At 65.3% G+C, this 15,538-nt stretch carries 19 protein-coding genes; 10 read left to right on the top strand and 9 right to left on the bottom strand.

Features of this window, described 5'->3' with window-relative positions:
- Nucleotides 1–34: 34 nt before the first annotated feature.
- Complete coding sequence (locus AC19YX_RS05240) at nt 35–775, top strand: alpha/beta hydrolase (RefSeq protein ID WP_500605827.1); 741 nt, start codon at nt 35–37, stop codon at nt 773–775.
- A gap of 102 nt (nt 776–877) precedes the next feature.
- Here AC19YX_RS05240 and AC19YX_RS05235 read toward each other — a convergent pair whose 3' ends face one another.
- A complete protein-coding gene (locus AC19YX_RS05235; RefSeq protein WP_500605826.1) occupies nt 878–1,453 on the bottom strand; it encodes a DcrB/PsbP domain-containing protein in 576 nt (191 codons plus the stop codon).
- A gap of 316 nt (nt 1,454–1,769) precedes the next feature.
- On the opposite strand from AC19YX_RS05235, the gene AC19YX_RS05230 reads away from it, so the two are divergent.
- The 3 genes from AC19YX_RS05230 to AC19YX_RS05220 are packed head-to-tail and all read left to right on the top strand — an operon-like array spanning nt 1,770 to nt 3,038.
- On the top strand, nt 1,770–1,913 hold the full coding sequence (locus AC19YX_RS05230) for a hypothetical protein (RefSeq protein WP_161955776.1): 144 nt from the start codon (nt 1,770–1,772) through the stop codon (nt 1,911–1,913).
- Entirely contained in the window at nt 1,910–2,479 is a 570-nt protein-coding gene (locus tag AC19YX_RS05225; RefSeq protein ID WP_500605825.1) for a chalcone isomerase family protein, read from the top strand. Before AC19YX_RS05230 ends, AC19YX_RS05225 begins: the two co-directional genes overlap by 4 nt.
- 19 nt (nt 2,480–2,498) lie before the next feature.
- Complete coding sequence (locus AC19YX_RS05220; RefSeq protein ID WP_201132149.1) at nt 2,499–3,038, top strand: DUF3833 domain-containing protein; 540 nt, start codon at nt 2,499–2,501, stop codon at nt 3,036–3,038.
- Here the strand turns inward: AC19YX_RS05220 and AC19YX_RS05215 are convergent.
- Nucleotides 3,029–3,466 (bottom strand): thiol-disulfide oxidoreductase DCC family protein, encoded by a 438-nt coding sequence (locus AC19YX_RS05215; RefSeq protein ID WP_201130404.1) that lies wholly within the window; start codon nt 3,464–3,466, stop codon nt 3,029–3,031. The two genes, AC19YX_RS05220 and AC19YX_RS05215, sit on opposite strands and share 10 nt — an antisense overlap.
- Before the next feature lie 125 nt (nt 3,467–3,591).
- Here AC19YX_RS05215 and AC19YX_RS05210 point away from each other — a divergent pair, with 125 nt between their 5' ends.
- On the top strand, nt 3,592–4,911 hold the full coding sequence (locus tag AC19YX_RS05210; protein ID WP_078473734.1) for an Nramp family divalent metal transporter: 1,320 nt from the start codon (nt 3,592–3,594) through the stop codon (nt 4,909–4,911).
- 508 nt (nt 4,912–5,419) lie between these two features.
- On the opposite strand, the gene AC19YX_RS05205 is transcribed toward AC19YX_RS05210, so the two are convergent.
- Nucleotides 5,420–6,352, bottom strand: a complete 933-nt coding sequence (locus tag AC19YX_RS05205; RefSeq protein WP_078473733.1) for a LysR family transcriptional regulator — start codon at nt 6,350–6,352, stop codon at nt 5,420–5,422.
- Nucleotides 6,353–6,467: 115 nt separating this feature from the next.
- On the opposite strand from AC19YX_RS05205, the gene AC19YX_RS05200 reads away from it, so the two are divergent.
- Both AC19YX_RS05200 and AC19YX_RS05195 read left to right on the top strand, forming a co-directional pair.
- Nucleotides 6,468–6,977, top strand: coding sequence for a DMT family transporter (locus tag AC19YX_RS05200; protein WP_078473673.1), 510 nt, complete (start codon nt 6,468–6,470; stop codon nt 6,975–6,977).
- A gap of 2 nt (nt 6,978–6,979) precedes the next feature.
- On the top strand, nt 6,980–7,432 hold the full coding sequence (locus tag AC19YX_RS05195; protein WP_500605824.1) for a DMT family transporter: 453 nt from the start codon (nt 6,980–6,982) through the stop codon (nt 7,430–7,432).
- 12 nt (nt 7,433–7,444) lie between these two features.
- Here the strand turns inward: AC19YX_RS05195 and AC19YX_RS05190 are convergent, their stop codons facing one another.
- The 4 genes from AC19YX_RS05190 to glcD are packed head-to-tail and all read right to left on the bottom strand — an operon-like array spanning nt 7,445 to nt 11,657.
- Complete coding sequence (locus AC19YX_RS05190; protein WP_500605823.1) at nt 7,445–7,846, bottom strand: GlcG/HbpS family heme-binding protein; 402 nt, start codon at nt 7,844–7,846, stop codon at nt 7,445–7,447.
- Complete coding sequence (glcF, locus tag AC19YX_RS05185; protein WP_500605822.1) at nt 7,843–9,090, bottom strand: glycolate oxidase subunit GlcF; 1,248 nt, start codon at nt 9,088–9,090, stop codon at nt 7,843–7,845. The genes AC19YX_RS05190 and glcF overlap by 4 nt, the downstream gene beginning before the upstream one ends.
- A gap of 3 nt (nt 9,091–9,093) precedes the next feature.
- The gene (gene glcE / locus AC19YX_RS05180) at nt 9,094–10,158 is read right to left on the bottom strand and encodes a glycolate oxidase subunit GlcE (protein WP_500605821.1); all 1,065 of its coding nucleotides are present in this window, start codon (nt 10,156–10,158) and stop codon (nt 9,094–9,096) included.
- Nucleotides 10,158–11,657, bottom strand: coding sequence for a glycolate oxidase subunit GlcD (glcD, locus tag AC19YX_RS05175; protein ID WP_500605820.1), 1,500 nt, complete (start codon nt 11,655–11,657; stop codon nt 10,158–10,160). The genes glcE and glcD overlap by 1 nt, the downstream gene beginning before the upstream one ends.
- 233 nt (nt 11,658–11,890) lie before the next feature.
- Between glcD and glcC the strand changes: the two genes are divergently transcribed.
- Nucleotides 11,891–12,658, top strand: a complete 768-nt coding sequence (gene glcC, locus AC19YX_RS05170) for a transcriptional regulator GlcC (protein WP_201130412.1) — start codon at nt 11,891–11,893, stop codon at nt 12,656–12,658.
- Here the strand turns inward: glcC and AC19YX_RS05165 are convergent, their stop codons facing one another.
- The gene (locus AC19YX_RS05165; protein ID WP_500605819.1) at nt 12,659–13,852 is read right to left on the bottom strand and encodes an MFS transporter; all 1,194 of its coding nucleotides are present in this window, start codon (nt 13,850–13,852) and stop codon (nt 12,659–12,661) included.
- 174 nt (nt 13,853–14,026) lie between these two features.
- Here AC19YX_RS05165 and AC19YX_RS05160 point away from each other — a divergent pair, with 174 nt between their 5' ends.
- Nucleotides 14,027–14,200 (top strand): metallothionein, encoded by a 174-nt coding sequence (locus AC19YX_RS05160; protein ID WP_078473665.1) that lies wholly within the window; start codon nt 14,027–14,029, stop codon nt 14,198–14,200.
- 92 nt (nt 14,201–14,292) lie between these two features.
- Here AC19YX_RS05160 and AC19YX_RS05155 read toward each other — a convergent pair whose 3' ends face one another.
- Nucleotides 14,293–14,520 carry a DUF6555 family protein gene (locus tag AC19YX_RS05155; protein ID WP_020294514.1) on the bottom strand — a complete coding sequence of 76 codons (228 nt, stop codon included), beginning with the start codon at nt 14,518–14,520 and terminating at the stop codon, nt 14,293–14,295.
- A gap of 225 nt (nt 14,521–14,745) precedes the next feature.
- On the opposite strand from AC19YX_RS05155, the gene AC19YX_RS05150 reads away from it, so the two are divergent.
- A complete protein-coding gene (locus AC19YX_RS05150; RefSeq protein WP_500605818.1) occupies nt 14,746–15,531 on the top strand; it encodes an AraC family transcriptional regulator in 786 nt (261 codons plus the stop codon).
- The last annotated feature ends 7 nt before the right edge of the window (nt 15,532–15,538 follow it).

Raw genomic sequence — 15,538 nt, 5'->3', positions numbered from 1 at the left:
GGCTACCCGCCGCGCCGTGAAAGGAAAACGCCTCATGTCCAAGACCTCGCTGCTCAAGTGCTGGCTGGTGCCGTTGCTGCTGGCCTGCGCCTCAGCCCAGGCTCAGCCCGGCTCGCCCACGCTGCACAGTGACCTGCCGTTGCAGTACCTGGAGCAGGCCGGCGCCGATACCCGCAACCAGCCGCTGGTGATTTTCCTGCATGGCTACGGCAGCAACGAGGAGGACCTGTTCGGGCTCAAAGAGCAGCTGCCGGCCGGCTACACCTACCTCTCGGTACGGGCACCCCAGGTGCTGGAGGAGGGCAGTTATCAGTGGTTCCACAAGAAGGGCGACGGGGCCTATGACGGCGTGACCGAGGAACTGGCCAGCAGCGCCCAGGTGCTCGAGGCCTTTGTGGCCAAGGCTGCGGCCAAGTATCAGACCCCGCCTGACAAGGTGTTTTTACTGGGCTTCAGCCAGGGCGCGATCATGTCCTATGAAGTCGGCTTGCGGCACCCGCAGGCGGTGCGTGGGATTGCGGCACTGAGCGGCAGTGTGCTGCCGGTGCTGAGGTCGCAGCTCAAGCCAGACCAGGGGTTGCAGCACCTGGCGATTTTCATCGGCCATGGCACTGCCGATCAGCGCCTGCCCTACAGCGATGGCTCAGAGGCCAACAGCCTGCTGCAGGGCCTGGGCCTGGCGCCGGAATTTCATGCCTACCCGGGCCTGGGGCACAGCATCAGCGAGAGTGAAGTCCACGACCTCAAGGACTGGTTGCAGCGGCTCAACCCCTGAGAACCTGTTCACGACCTGCTGCGCCTAGCTCAGGGGCGTTAACAATGCCTGAGCGTCGCTGGCTGGTTCGTGAACAGGTTCCGGGACCGCTGCCAGGCCTGCTCAGCGGCCGAGGATCTGTTTCATCAGGGCTTCGTGACCGGCCTTGTCGATGATCCGCGACACCACCTGGATTACCGCGATACGCCCGCCGGAAGCGGCCAGCAGGGTCGAGTTCAGGGTCTTGCCGCCGCCCATGGTGGCGCTGCTGTCGATCTGGCGTACGCCCAGGCCCTTGATGGTCAGGCTCTTTTCACTTTGCTTGGTGAAATCCGGCAGGGCCGCTGCCTGTTGCTTGAGAAACCCCGCCACGGCTGCGTCGAGGAACGGGGCGTCGTTGTCCTTGGCCTGTTGCCCATTGGGGATGGTGTTTTCCGCAGCGATCACCGCAGTCTTGGTGTCGTTGTTGGAGTACAGGGTGCCGGTCGCCCCGGCGGTGCCGTTGGCCGCGCTGCCGGCGGGCAGCACCGTGGCCGTGAAGCCTTTGGGCAGGCTGAAGGCAAGTTTGCCGCCCAGCATCGAGACCTTTTGCGCCGTGGCGCCAGCGGCACTTGGCTGGGCCGCATAGACGCTCGCCGCGCCCAGGCCGAGCAAGGCTACCAGGGCCAGGCCCAGGGCTTTTTTACCGAACAATGACATGCAGATTCTCCAGAGTGATCGCGTCAGGCGCGCATCATCCCACGGGCCCCGAGCGACACTCCAGCGGGTTATGGCGGTTCGGATAAAAGGCGCCGGCGAGCAGGGCAGCCCCTGGCCAATCATTGCACCGCGTGTGCATCCATTCTTCGACCTGATCCGTATGTACAACCATGGGCAGGTCGACTTGTTCGTTTTGTATAGGTTTTTTCGGATTTTGATTGGTTTTTGCGTCAATATCCGCTAAATAGTTATACATTCTTAATTGTGTTGTATAGGTATTGAGAGTGGCGGGCCTGCGAATGGGATCGGCCGCTCCATGGTTAGTGGACCCGAGGTCAAGTCCGGGCAGCGCCAGGGCTGGGCCAGTCAAGCAATCGGCTACCTCGGGTCCACCTTTGTTCAGCCGGGCCAGGCACTCAAGCAGATTGAGGCGGGCTCCTATCAGGACGTGCTGCCATGAATTCGCTTGTGCCCGAGCCTGGAGGAAGCTGCAAGCGTTGCGGTGGATCCGCCTGGCGGCCCTGGTTGTGGCTGCTGCTGGTGCTCAGTGCCACGGCGGCGGCCGGCTGGCAGCAGACGCTGCCCGGTGCCCGGGTGGTGGGCAGCGGCGAGTTCAGCTGGTTTGGTTTCAAACTCTACAACGCCCGGCTCTGGAGCCCGGTCACGCCGCTGGCAGCGGACACCCCGTTCGCCCTGGAGCTGACCTATCGCCGCAGCATCAGCCGCGACGATCTGGTGCAGGCCAGCCTCGACGAGATCAAGCGCCTGTCCGGTTCGGCGGTCAGTGCCGAGCAATTGAGCCGCTGGCAGGCGCAGATGCAGCAGTCGTTTGTCGATGTGCAGGCGGGCACCGTCATCACCGGGGTGTTTCTGCCGGGGCAGGGCGCGCAGTTCTTTGTCGACCAGCAACTGCGGCATGAGGTCAGGGACCCGGCGTTTGCCCGGGCCTTTTTTGATATCTGGCTGGACCCGCGTACGCGCAACCCCGAATTGCGCCGGCAGTTGCTGGGCCAGGCAAAACCCTGAACGGCCGAGGGCCATGAGCATGTGGAAAACCTGGATTCTGTTGTTGGGCCTGGGCGCCGGCCTCGCCGGTTGCGGCGGTATTGATGTCACTCACTACCGCGAACAGACGCCGCCCCTGGAACTGCGCCAGTTCTTCAGCGGACGGGTCGAGGCCTGGGGGCTGTTTCAGAAGCGTTCGGGGGAGGTGATCAAGCGCTTCCATGTCGTGATCGACAGCCACAGCGAGGGCGACACCTTTGTCATGCACGAAGACTTCACCTACAGCGACGGCACCCGCCAGACCCGGATCTGGACCCTGCACCCGGACGGTCCGGGTATCTGGCGCGGCACTGCGGGCGATGTGGTCGGCGAAGCCCTGGGCGAGGTGTCCGGCAATACCTTGCGCTGGCGCTATGTGCTGAACCTGCCGGTGGACGGCAAGACCTATCAGGTGCACTTCGACGACTGGATGTACCTGCTGGATGAAAACACCCTGGCCAACCGCTCCTACATGACCAAGTTCGGGGTCGAACTGGGGCAGGTCACGTTGTTCTTCCGCCGCCAGCCGGGTCAGTCCTGATGGTTGAGAAAGCGTCCGCGGTGCTCGGCGCTGGGCAGCAGGCACTGGTCGTAACGGCCGAACAGCCGATAGCGGTTGCGGGCGATCCGGTCGTAACCCCAGTCGCGCAGCGGTCGCGGCACCAGGCGCAATACCCTGAGCCAGGACCAGGGCCGAGGCAGGTGGCGCATCAGCTGGATAAAGGCCCCGGAGCGGGTATACAACTGCTGATCGTCGATCAAGGCCACGGTGTCGAAACGCTCGGTGGGCAGGCCGAACCAGGCGAGCAGGGCCTGGCCCTCCACCGACTGCACCGAGGCCAGTTTGATCCGGCGCCGGGTGTCGTGGCGGATGACGAAGCCGACCGAGGCATTGCACAACTTGCACACACCGTCGAACAGCAGCACCCGGTCACCGGGTTGTAAAAAAGGCGGGGAGCTGGAGTTCATGCCAATCCTTGGGTGCCAGGGTTGAGGTGCCAGCAGCATACGCGCCTGGGCCTCGGTTTTCAGGCTTGGGCGTGGCGGCGCAAACGTCTAAGCTGGGCCATTGTTTCATGTTGCTGGATGTGTCCGTGAAATTGACCTTGCCGAAAATCGCTACCGCTCCCTTCTGTCCACCGGAAGTGGCGGGCAGCATCAGCGTTGACCCCACTGCCTCGTTGTTCAAGCGTGTCCTGCGTTTCGCCGGCCCCGGACTGCTGATTTCCATTGGCTACATGGACCCCGGCAACTGGGCCACGGCCATCGAGGCCGGCTCGCGCTATGGCTACAGCCTGTTGTTCGTGGTGCTGCTGGCGAGCCTGGCGGGGATGGTCGTGCAATGCCTGTGTTCGCGGCTGGGCATCGCCACCGGGCGCGACCTGGCGCAACTCTGTCGCCAGCGCTACAGCCCCCGCGCGGCGCGCACCCAGTGGCTGCTGGCGGAGATCTCGATCATTGCCACCGACCTGGCCGAAGTGCTGGGCTGCGCTCTGGCGTTCCACCTGTTGCTCGGGGTGTCGCTGAGCACCGGGATCATCATTACCGCCTTCGACACCTTGCTGATCCTGGCCCTGCAGAACCGGGGCTTTCGCCGCCTGGAAGCGATCATGCTGGTGCTGGTGGCAACCATCGGCGTGTGTTTTTTCATCGAGTTGCTGCTGATCAAACCCTACTGGCCGGACGTGGCTCGCGGCTTTGTCCCGTCGCTGGCGGCGGTCAGCGACGCCGCGCCGCTGTACCTGGCGATCGGTATCCTCGGCGCCACGGTGATGCCCCATAACCTGTACCTGCACACTTCGATCGTGCAGACCCGGCTGGTGGGGCACGACCAGGCCAGTCGCGAGGATGCGATCAAGCTGTCGCGCATCGACACCATCGGCTCCCTGGCCCTGGCGCTGCTGGTCAACGCGGCGATCCTGATCCTCGCTGCCGCGGCGTTTCACCAGACCGGGCACACCGAGGTGGTGGAAATTCAGGATGCCTATCACCTGCTTGATCCCCTGGTGGGCGGGGCCCTGGCCAGTGTGCTGTTTGGCGTGGCGTTGCTGGCGTCGGGGCAGAGTTCGACCTTTACCGGGACCATTGCCGGCCAGGTGATTATGGAGGGTTACCTCAATCTGCGTTTGCCGTGCTGGCAGCGGCGTTTGATTACCCGTGGTCTGGCGCTGATCCCGGCGTTTGTTGGGGTTTGGTTGTTGGGGGATGGGGCGGTGGGGCAACTGTTGGTGTTGAGTCAGGTGGTGTTGAGTCTGCAATTGCCGTTTGCGTTGTATCCGTTGATTCGTATGACTAACGATCGGCAGTTGATGGGGGTGTTTGTTAATCGGTGGCTGACTCGGGTTCTCGCTTGGGGGTTGTTTGTTGTGATTAGTGGGGCTAATGCGTGGTTGATTGGGCAGTGGTTGGTTTGAGTGTTCTGTAGTGGGGTTGAGGGTTTTTTTGGGGGGCTTTGGATGTGGTTTCGGGGGGGCGCACATTCTGTGGTGAGGGAGCTTGCTCCTGCTGGATCGCGTAGCGGCCGTAAAACCTGAGGTTGCGGTCTTTTTGGTGTACATATCCATTACTGCGGGCGTCGCGAGTATGGGTTCCGCTCTTACAGCGGCTCACTTTTGAAAAGCGCAAAAGTAAGCAAAACGCTCTTGCCCCACCACTCGGTGCCTCGCCTAGGCTCGGCATGCCCTCACTCCGGCAGTGATCCGTGGGCCGCCGCGATGGGCCATCCCTGGCCCAGCGCGGCTAACCCGGCGTCCTGCCGGGTTACCCACGGCTCACTGCCTGCGCTCGGCCATCGTGGTTTAACGGGGCGCTTCAGATCAAAATCAAGAGCAAGACAGCGGCCTTCCGGCCGGCCTGGGTTGGCAACTGCGCGTTCCCGACACACGGCCAGCAAGCGGCTACACCCGACCTCGGCGGCTACGGTTATTGGTCCCAGTAGGGCACGGGCCCGAATTTTTCGACGAAGAAGTCGATCACGGTGCGCACTTTGACTGACAGGCGTCGGCTGCCAGGCCACAGGGCGGCGATTTGTTGGGGTTCGAGGCTGGTGGCTACCTGGTAGTCGCCGAACAGCGCCACCAGCCGTCCTTCGCGCAGGGCTTCGCCGATCAGCCACGACGGAAACAGTACCAACCCCAGCCCTTGCTCGGCGGCCTGGGTCAGGGTGTCGGCGTGGTTGCCGGTGATCGCGCCTTTGACGCTGTAGGGTGTCCAGTCCATGTCGTCCTGGCGGAAGAACCAGCGCTGCTGGCCGGTCTCGCCCTTGTAGGCCAGGCACTGGTGCGCCGCCAGTTGCTCGGGGTGGTGCGGCGTGCCGTGTTCGGCGAGGTACGCCGGGCTGGCGGCGATGCGGTAGCGGTGCGGGGCGAAGATCCGTGCCTGCATCCCCGAATCGTTGAGGCTGCCGATGCGAAACAGCAGGTCGGCGCCTTCCTGCAAGGGGTCGACGTAGCTGTCGGTCTGCTGGATATCCAGCTGCAATTTCGGATAACGCCGACACAGTTCCCCAAGCCATGGCGACAGGTGGCGCTGGCCAAACACCACCGGTGCGTTGATCCGCACCAGCCCGCTGGGCTCGCTTTCCTGTTCCTGCAGCGCCTGTTCGGCTTCTTCCCACTGCGCCAGGACCCGCCGCGCGTGGTAGCCCAGCAGGCGTCCGGCCTCGGTGGGGCTGACTGCTCGGGTATGGCGGTAGAGCAACTGCTGGCTCAGGGCCTGTTCCATCAGCTGGATCTGCCGCGAGATCGACGACGGCGCCAGGCCTTCGCGCCGGGCCACCGCGGAAAAGCTGCCGAGGTCGAGCACCGCCACAAACAGGCGCAGTGCCTTGAAACCCAGTTCATTGAAGCCGTGCATGATCGGTCCTTGCTGTGCGTAATACGCAAAGGTGTTGTCGGCATGCTCCCATTTATCGCAAAGGATCGGCAATCGATAATGGGCGCATTCCCTTACTCCTTGACGCAGGTTTCCCATGCAGGCTTCTTCCCTTGATCACGTCGCGGCAGCCCCGACCCCGGCCGTGGCGGCCCCCGTTCCCAACCCCTGGCTGCGCCTGTTGCTGCTGCCGCTGGTGATCCTCGCCGGCATGGGCCTGTCGGTGGAGGCCGGGCTGCTCGGGCCGCTGGGGGTGCAAGTCGGGCACCTGTGGGCGACCTTGAGCATCTTCGGCGTCGGTGCGGCGCTGCTGTTTCTGCTGTTGCTGCTCAGCGGCCGCCAGCAGGGCCCGGCCTTCAGCGAGCTGCCGCGCTGGCAGTTGATCGGCGGCTTTCTGGGGCCGATCTATGTGGTGGTGCTGACCCTGGCCACGCCCCATATCGGCATTGCCATGACCATGATCGCGATCCTCTCCGGCCAGGTCGGCAAGAGCGTGTTGATCGACCATTTCGGCTGGTTCGGCAGTGCCCGCAAGCGGGTCAACGGCGAGCGCTGGCTGGCCCTGGCGCTGATTGTCGCCGCCCTTGTCCTGATTGCCCGAGGTTAAGCATGAGCCTGATTCTATTGTTGGTTGTGGTAGTGGCCGCCGGTGCGGTGTTGAGTGTGCAGGCGGCGATCAATGGGAGCCTGGGAGAGACGGTTGGGGTCCTGCGCAGCAGCCTGCTGACTTTTGCCGTGGGCGCGGTGGTGACGGCGCTGCTGATTGTTTTTTTCGAGCCGGCGCACGCCGTGAGTCTGCTTGATGTGCCCAAGTGGCAACTGGCCGGCGCGCTGTTCGGTGTGGTGTACATGATGGTCATGGTCGGCGCGGTGCCCCGGGTTGGCACGGCGGTGGCCACGGTGGCGGTGATCGTCGGGCAACTGGGCATGGGCATGCTGATCGACAACTTCGGCTGGCTCGGCAACCCGGCCATCGAGTTGTCGGGCAGCCGGGTGCTGGCGATGGTCTGCCTGGCCCTGGCGCTGCTGTTCATGTACCGCAGCAGTGCCCGCCAGGCCTGAGCCACGGGGGATTCAGCCGAGGCTTTGGGCGCCGCGGCGGGCAACCTGGGCGTCCTGCTCGGACTTGACCCCCGACACCCCGATGGCGCCGACCACCTGGCCGTCGACGATGATCGGCACCGCGCCTTCGAGGCAGATCAACAGCGGTGCCGAGAGAAACGCCGTGCGCCCGCCGTTGACCATCTCTTCGTAGAGCCGCGATTCGCGGCGACCCAGGGCCGAAGTCCGGGCCTTTTCGGTGGCGATATAGGCACTGGCCGGCGAGGCGCCGTCCAGGCGTTCGAAGGCCAGTGGATGGCCGCCGTCATCGACGATGGCGATGCTCACCGCCCACTGGTTGGCCTGGGCCTCGTCGCGCGCGGCGGCAAGGATCTGGCTGACTTCGGTCTGGCTCAATACGGCTTTGCTGTTCATGGGGTTCTCCGGGGAGCAGGGGGCTGATGGGGCAATGCACCGTCCACCAGTTCGATCCAGTGCCGGACCGGCGTGCGGCCGGCGCCGTCGAGGTGGGTCTGGCAGCCGATATTGGCGGTGACGATGACATCGGGGTGGCCACTTTCCAGGGCGCTGAGTTTATTGTCACGCAGTTGTCGCGCCAACTCGGGCTGGGTCAGTGAATAGGTGCCCGCCGAGCCGCAGCACAGGTGGCTGTCGGGCACCGCCGTGAGGTTGAAGCCCAGGCGCACGAGCACCGCCTCTACCGCGCCGCCGAGTTTCTGCGCGTGCTGCAAGGTGCAGGGGCAGTGGAAGGCCAGGCGCTGCTCGCCGTGGACGCCGAGTTGTTCCAGGGGTTCGTCGCCCAGGACCTGCACCAGGTCGCGGGCCATGGCACTGACCCGTTCGGCCTTGGCCGCATAGCGCGGGTCGTGGGCCAGGAGGTGCGCGTAATCCTTGACGAAGGCGCCGCAGCCGCTGGCGGTCTGGACGATGGCTTCGGCGCCGTTTTCCAGCAGTGGCCACCAGGCGTCGATATTGCGTCGCGCCCGATCCAGGCCTGCTTCCTGGGCATCCAGGTGATAGTCCACAGCGCCGCAGCAGCCGGCCTGGGGCGCGGGCCGGATGCCGATGCCCAGGCGGTCCAGGACCCGTGCCGTGGCGGCATTGGTATTGGGCGACAGCCCCGGCTGCACACAGCCTTCGAGCAGCAGCACCTGGCGCACATGGGCGTTGCCGGGGCGCGCCTCGGCCACCTGGACCCGGCGCGGCAGCTTGCCTTGCAGGGCCTGGGGCAGCAGCGGGCGCAAGCGTTCGCCGCTGTTGACCAGGGCCTTGAACAACTGCGGGTTGGGCACCAGCGCCCTCAGCCCCTGGCGCAGCAGGCGCTGGCCCAGCGGGCGCGGCACCGTGGCGTCCACCAGCGCGCGGCCGATGTCCAGCAGGTTGTGGTAGTCGACCCCGGAGGGGCAGGTGGTTTCACAGTTGCGGCACGACAGGCAGCGGTCCAGGTGCTGCTGGGTCTTGACCGTCGCCGGCTGGCCTTCGAGCACCTGCTTGATCAGGTAGATCCGCCCGCGCGGGCCATCCAGTTCATCCCCCAGCAGCTGATAGGTCGGGCAGGTGGCGTTGCAGAAACCGCAATGCACGCAACTGCGCAGGATGCGTTCGGCCTCTGCGGCGCGGGGCAGTTGCCGCGCCTGGTCGCTCAACGTGGTCTGCATGGTTCAAAGCTCCGCGTACAGTCGGCCCGGGTTGAAGATCCCTTGCGGGTCCAGTTGTGCCTTGAGTTGCCGGTGATAGCGCAGCAGGGTCGGCGCCAGCGGCTGGAACGGGCTGTCGATCAGGCCCGGACGGTAGCAGGTGGCATGCCCGCCGACGGCCTGGACCCGGGCGCGGATCTGTTCGGCACTGGCGTCGGACTTGAGCCAGCGCTGGGCCCCGGCCCAATCGATCAACTGCTCGCCGGGCAGGTCCAGGGGGCCGGTGTTGGTCGGCAGCGACAGGCGCCACAGCGGCAGTGCCTGGGCAAAAAATGCCAGGCGCTGTTCGTTCAGGTCGCTCCAGTAGGCGGACGCCAATGGCTCGCCCCCCAGACGCTCGTGGGCCGCCGCCACCGATCCGGCGCCGCCCTCCAGCCGCAGGTGCAGGCGCTGGCCATCGTGGCTGGCGGCACTGATCGGCAGTGGCTGCTGGCCCCATTCGGCGAGCTTGGCCAAGGCCCGGGCGCTGTCCATTTCCAGGGCCAGGCTCAGGCACTGCCGGGGCTTGGGCAGGACCTTCAGAGAGACTTCGGTGAGCAGGCCGAGGCAGCCGAAACTGCCGGCGAGCAAGCGCGAAAGGTCGTAGCCGGCGACGTTTTTCATCACTTCGCCGCCAAAGCGCAGGTGCTTGCCGGTGCCGGTGATGACCCGGGTCCCGAGCACAAAGTCGCGCACCGAGCCCGACCACGGCCGCCGTGGCCCGGACAACCCGGCGGCGACCATGCCGCCAACAGTGGCCTCGGCCCCCAGGCTCGGCGGCTCGCAGGGCAGCATCTGCCCGGTGCGCTCCAGTGCGGCGTGCAGCTGGTGCAGCGGGGTGCCGGCGCGGACGGTGATCACCAGTTCGGTCGGGTCGTAACTGACGATGCCGCGATGGGCGCGGGTGTCGAGCACCTGGCCCTCGGTGGGGCGCCCGAGGCCGGCCTTGCTGTTGCCGCCCTGGATCCGCAGCGGTGTGCGGCGCAGCAGGGCCTGGTTGACCTGTTCCAATAGGCTGGCGCTGGCGTCGACGTTCTGTGGCCCGGTCATCAGAAACGCTCCAGCTCAGGGAAGGGCAGTTGCCCCAGGTGCACATGCATTGCGCCGAATTCGGCGCAGCGATGCAGGGTCGGGATGTTCTTGCCCGGATTGAGCAGGCCGCCGGGGTCGAAGGCGGCCTTGACCGCGTGGAACAGGGTCAACTCGTCGCTGTTGAACTGGGCGCACATCTGGTTGATTTTTTCCCGGCCGACGCCGTGTTCGCCGGTGATGCTGCCGCCGACCTTGACGCACAGTTCGAGGATCTTGCCCCCCAGGGCTTCGGCGCGGTCCAGTTCGCCGGGCTGGTTGGCATCGAACAGAATCAGCGGGTGCATATTGCCGTCGCCGGCATGAAACACGTTGGCCACCCGCAACTGGTACTCGGCGGCCAGCGCGGCAATGCCCTTGAGCACCCCGGGCAGTTCGCGGCGGGGGATGGTGCCGTCCATGCAGTAGTAATCCGGTGACAGCCGGCCCACCGCCGGAAACGCGTTCTTGCGCCCGGCCCAGAAGCGCACGCGTTCAGCTTCGTCCCGGGCCTGGCGCACCTCGGTGGCGCCGGCGCGTTCCAGCACGGCGCGCACCCGCTCGCAGTCGTCGTGCACATCGGCTTCCACACCGTCCAGCTCACACAGCAGAATGGCCTCGGCCTCCACCGGGTAGCCGGCGTGGATAAAGTCTTCGGCGGCGCGCAGCGCCAGGTTGTCCATCATCTCCAGGCCACCGGGGATGATGCCGGCGGCGATGATGTCGGCCACCGCGGCGCCGGCCTTTTCCACCGAGTCGAACGCCGCCAGCAGCACCTTGGCGATCTGCGGCTTGGGCAGCAGCTTGACCGTGACCTCGGTGATCACCCCGAGCATGCCTTCGGAACCGGTGAACAGCGCCAGCAGGTCGAACCCCGGGGAATCCAGGGCTTCGCTGCCCAGGGTCAGGCGCTCGCCCTCGACGGTGAGCACGTCCACCTGCAACAGGTTGTGCACCGTCAGCCCGTATTTCAGGCAGTGCACGCCACCGGCGTTTTCCGCAACGTTGCCGCCGATGGAGCAGGCGATCTGCGACGACGGGTCGGGCGCGTAATACAGGCCAAAGGGCGCCGCCGCCTGGGAGATTGCCAGGTTGCGCACCCCTGGCTGGACCCGGGCGATGCGGGCTGCCGGGTCGATGTGCAAGATGGCGTTGAAGCGCGCCATCACCAGCAGCAGGCCTTTTTCCAGGGGCAGGGCGCCGCCGGACAACCCGGTGCCAGCGCCGCGTGCCACCACCGGAACCCGCCATTCATGGCAGATCTGCAACAGGGTCTGCACCTGGTCGAGGTGGCGCGGCAGGGCCACCAGCATCGGCGTGGTGCGGTACGCCGAGAGCCCGTCGCACTCATAGGGGCGCAATTCTTCCAGCTGATGCAGCAGCTCCAGGTCCGGCAAGCGCGCTTGCAGGGTCTTGAGCAATGCGGCTTTGTCCACCGTCGGCAGGGCACCGTCGACGCGTTCGTCGTAGAGAATATTCATGGGCGGCTAATGACCCTGAGTTGTTTTTATTAGGGCGCGTTGTCAGCAACGGCTGCCTTGCATCATTGGCCCGGCGGGCTTTACTGTCCATCGGGCGCCAGGGTGGTCGAACCAGTTTGTGCAGCGGTGACTGCTTGCGGGTCGACTTAAAACCACGCATTTCAATGGCTTGAATCGCCCAGTCGGTGGCCGGGGTTTAGCGGTCGCTTCTGGTCATACCAGTTGGAGAGCCCATGAGCGCCAGCCATACCCCGCCACAACCCCATGTCGCAGACGTGGTGTGCCAGCGCATCGAGCGCTTGATCGTCGACGGCGTGCTCAAGACCGGGCAGCGCTTACCCTCGGAGCGACGGCTCACGGAAAAACTCGGCGTCTCGCGCACCGCCTTGCGCGAAGGCCTGCAACTGCTGCGGGCGCGGGGCATTATCGACACCGCCCAGGGCAAGGGCTCGTTCGTCGCGGACTTGTCGGGGCAGGGCCCGGCCTCGCCGTTGATGCACCTGTTCAGCTCCCAGCCGCGGACCCTGTATGACCTGTTCGAGGTGCGCAGCCTGCTGGAAGGCGAGTCGGCGCGCCTGGCGGCATTGCGTGGCACCGAGGCCGATTTTGTGTTGATCGGCCGCGCCTATCAGGCCCTGGTCGACGCCCGCGAGCAGACGCTTGAGGCCTCGGCCCACGCCCGGCTCGATCATGCCTTCCATCTGGCGATCTGCGAGGCCTCCCATAACCCGGTGCTGGTGCAGACCCTGGCTTCATTGACCGATCTGCTACTGAGCTCGGTGTTCGCCTCGGTCAACAACCTCTATCACCGCGACGTGCAGAAACGCCAGATCGATCGCCAGCATGCGCGGCTCTACAACGCCGTGACCGGCCGCCTGCCCGAACAGGCGCGCAAGGCGGCGGTGGCCCATATCCAGAGCATCTGCGACAACCTGCGGGAAATCGAAAACGAAGAGCAGCGCCTGGTGCGCGCCACCTTGCGCCTGGAGGGCTGGGACTGATCAGCCCCGCTCAGGTCTGGCGCCGCTGCCGAAGCGCCACAGCGCGCCGATGCCGATCAGCGCACTGAGCCCGGCCAGGGCCAGGATCACCCGTTGTGTGCCCCAGGGCGTGGCCAGCAGCGCCACCAGCAAACCGGCCAGGGGTTGCGACAGGTTGTTGAGCAGGGTCAGCACGCCCACGGTCTTGCCGAAGTCCCGGGTCGGAATCACTTGCTGGCGCAGGCTGCGGATATAGACATTGAACATTTTGTCGAAGCCGACAATCAGCAAAAAACCCAGCACATAGCCCGACAGCCCCGGGCTCAGGGCGCAGATAAAGGCGCCGCCGCCAATCATCAGGTAGGCCACCAGCCCCAGCACCCGCAATGGCAGGGTGACGCGGGCGAGAAACAGCAGGATGCCGATGGTCACCAGGGCGCCGACCGCTTGCAGGCTGGCGTAGTCATCTTTGCTGGCGCTGTACTGGCCGATGACCATGGCCGCCGAGGTGGCCAGGGTCACGCCGATGATCAGGTTGACCCCGACCGCCAGGGTGATGATTTTCTGCAGTTGCGGCTGCTCGCCGATATGCCGGAAGGCGATGCGCAGCGGTTGCAGCCAGATATCCCGGTGTTGATCGAAGCTTTCCAGGGGGGTGCGGTTGTGGCGCTGCCACACTCCCATCCCCAGGTCGGCCAGCAGGAACAGCCCGGCCACCCACAGCACCACCCAGTGCCAGGCGCAGAATTCCAGCAGCAGCGCGGCCACCAGGGGCCCGAGCACCAGGCCGGCCTGATCGGCAATCTGCGAGTAGGACAGGGTCTTGGTGTAGCTGTAATCACTGAAGATGTGCGGCAACAGCACTTCCCGGGCCATCAGGCCCTGGGTGGTCAGCACCCCGCACAGCGCCGAGAGCGCGATCACCCAGCCGATCCCGCCGAAGACCCCGTGCAGCGCCATCGCCAGCACACAGGCCAGGGCCCGGTAGACCTGGCTGATGTGCAGCACCTTGATCGGCGAGTACTTGTCGCAGAGGGCGCCGCACACCGGAAAGGCCAGGTAGCGCGGCAGTGATTCAATGAAAAACGCCAGGCCGGCCCAGGCAGCGCTGCCGGTGGTCTGGAACACGATCAGCGGCACCAGGAATAGCAGAATCTGATCTGCCAGCCGCGAGACAAACAGCGAGCTGAAAAAGGCCAGGTATTCCTTGCGCATGGTGACGTCCTGTCGGGGCGGGCGGTGGGGCGGCTATCTTAGCCGGCGCCGAGCCGCGTTGCTTGAGCTTGAGCGAGCGTCAAGTTCCCGGAACTTGCTTTCACCCCAGGCAGTCACTGTTTCAGGGGCGGAAAAACCCTGCGCCCTGACGACCACTGCCAAAGGAGTCACACCATGAATGATCAGACCTGTGCCTGCCCGAGCTGCAAATGCAAAGTCGGCGCCAATGCCATCGTCCATCAGGGCAAGCACTACTGCTGCGAAGGCTGTGCCGAGCACCATGCCCAGGGCCAGCCCTGTGCATCGACCGAGGGCTGCAAATGTGCCGAGGGTTCCGGGGAGGGCTGACGGCCAATGACAGGCGGAGCCGGGTAGGGCTCCGCTTTCAACGCCTGGCGTGATGAAGGTGAATCTGCTTTATCGGGATCAAGCCTGAGGTTTCAGACTGACGGGCGCCATGTCACGTTTTCGATGCCGAATTTCTCCGCCAGCGGCTTGCTGGTTTTTTTCACCTGCTCCCGACCGAAACGCCCGATCCGGCCGACCCCTGCATCGCAGCTTGCCCAATGCCAGGCTTCGGCGTTGTCCATCTTGTCCAGGCGGATGATGAAAGACTTCGGCGTGCCGTGCAGGGTGTATTCGATGACGAAAAGTTTTGCGTTGTTCATAAAGCCATTAATTCTCCCTGTGATGGTTAAGTGATCCTGCGTGGCGCAAATAATTCACTCCGATTGCCCGGCGGCGGCACCAGCGGTAGAGCCCTTGGCGCCGATTCATTCGAACGGGTTCGTCGCGCAGTGCACAGGGCTCCGTTCGGGGGGATCTGCGGGCGCTGGCGGCGCCCGGAGCGGCTGGTTACCATGGCCACCCCTCGATCAATCACGTGCCTTGTCATGGCCCTTGCCACGCCTCCCGACCTCAGCGATACCGATGTGCCGGTGCAACCCCTGGCGCGCACCTACCCGCGCGGGCTGTTTATCGAGCCGCATCAGCATGTCTGGGGCCAGTTGCTGTACGCCATGAGCGGGGTGATGTGGGTCGAGACGCCCAGCGAGGCGCTGGTGGTGCCGCCCCAGCGCGCGGTGTGGTTGCCACCGGGGGTGCCCCACGGCATTCGCGTGGTCAGCGACCTGCAGATGCGCAATATCTACCTGCGCCCGTCCCTGGCGGCGACGCTGGACAGCCAGGTCCAGGTGTTGCAGGTGGATAACCTGCTGCGCGAGTTGATCGTGCGTCTGGTCGAACAGGATCAGCCGCAGCCGGAGTACTACGAGGCGCTGGTGGGGCTGGCCTTGCTGGAGCTGCGCCGGGCCCGGCGTTCGTTGCTGAAAATCCCCCTGCCGGACGGTGGCGAGCGACGGCTGATGAACCTGTGCCAGGCGGTGATGGCTGCACCGTCCCTGGCCATTTCCTTCGAGCAGCACGCCGATGCGGCCGGGGCCAGCGTGCGCACCCTGGCCCGGCTGTTCAAGGATGGTCTGGGCATGGGCTTTGCGCAGTGGCGCCGCCAGGTGCAACTGGCCACGGCCGCCGCCGAGCTGATCCAGGGCGTGCCGATCGGCAGCATCGCCCGGGCGTTGGGCTATTCCCCCAGCAGCTTCAGCGACATGTTCCGCCGCGAGCTGGGAGTGGCGCCGTCGCAGTACGGCGCGGAGCAGGGCCTGCGCGCAGCGGGCTGACAGCGCC

This window comes from Pseudomonas sp. MF09150 (genome assembly GCF_059862355.1).
This window is presented reverse-complemented; position numbering and strand designations above follow the sequence as displayed.

Bases quoted from the DNA above. Each gene is read 5' to 3' on its own strand.
- AC19YX_RS05240 (WP_500605827.1), top strand. From the start codon at position 35: ATGTCCAAGACCTCGCTGCTCAAGTGCTGGCTGGTGCCGTTGCTGCTG.
- AC19YX_RS05235 (WP_500605826.1), bottom strand. From the start codon at position 1,453: ATGTCATTGTTCGGTAAAAAAGCCCTGGGCCTGGCCCTGGTAGCCTTG.
- AC19YX_RS05230 (WP_161955776.1), top strand. From the start codon at position 1,770: ATGGTTAGTGGACCCGAGGTCAAGTCCGGGCAGCGCCAGGGCTGGGCC.
- AC19YX_RS05225 (WP_500605825.1), top strand. From the start codon at position 1,910: ATGAATTCGCTTGTGCCCGAGCCTGGAGGAAGCTGCAAGCGTTGCGGT.
- AC19YX_RS05220 (WP_201132149.1), top strand. From the start codon at position 2,499: ATGTGGAAAACCTGGATTCTGTTGTTGGGCCTGGGCGCCGGCCTCGCC.
- AC19YX_RS05215 (WP_201130404.1), bottom strand. From the start codon at position 3,466: ATGAACTCCAGCTCCCCGCCTTTTTTACAACCCGGTGACCGGGTGCTG.
- AC19YX_RS05205 (WP_078473733.1), bottom strand. From the start codon at position 6,352: ATGCACGGCTTCAATGAACTGGGTTTCAAGGCACTGCGCCTGTTTGTG.
- AC19YX_RS05200 (WP_078473673.1), top strand. From the start codon at position 6,468: ATGCAGGCTTCTTCCCTTGATCACGTCGCGGCAGCCCCGACCCCGGCC.
- AC19YX_RS05195 (WP_500605824.1), top strand. From the start codon at position 6,980: ATGAGCCTGATTCTATTGTTGGTTGTGGTAGTGGCCGCCGGTGCGGTG.
- AC19YX_RS05190 (WP_500605823.1), bottom strand. From the start codon at position 7,846: ATGAACAGCAAAGCCGTATTGAGCCAGACCGAAGTCAGCCAGATCCTT.
- glcF (WP_500605822.1), bottom strand. From the start codon at position 9,090: ATGCAGACCACGTTGAGCGACCAGGCGCGGCAACTGCCCCGCGCCGCA.
- glcE (WP_500605821.1), bottom strand. From the start codon at position 10,158: ATGACCGGGCCACAGAACGTCGACGCCAGCGCCAGCCTATTGGAACAG.
- glcD (WP_500605820.1), bottom strand. From the start codon at position 11,657: ATGAATATTCTCTACGACGAACGCGTCGACGGTGCCCTGCCGACGGTG.
- glcC (WP_201130412.1), top strand. From the start codon at position 11,891: ATGAGCGCCAGCCATACCCCGCCACAACCCCATGTCGCAGACGTGGTG.
- AC19YX_RS05165 (WP_500605819.1), bottom strand. From the start codon at position 13,852: ATGCGCAAGGAATACCTGGCCTTTTTCAGCTCGCTGTTTGTCTCGCGG.
- AC19YX_RS05160 (WP_078473665.1), top strand. From the start codon at position 14,027: ATGAATGATCAGACCTGTGCCTGCCCGAGCTGCAAATGCAAAGTCGGC.
- AC19YX_RS05155 (WP_020294514.1), bottom strand. From the start codon at position 14,520: ATGAACAACGCAAAACTTTTCGTCATCGAATACACCCTGCACGGCACG.
- AC19YX_RS05150 (WP_500605818.1), top strand. From the start codon at position 14,746: ATGGCCCTTGCCACGCCTCCCGACCTCAGCGATACCGATGTGCCGGTG.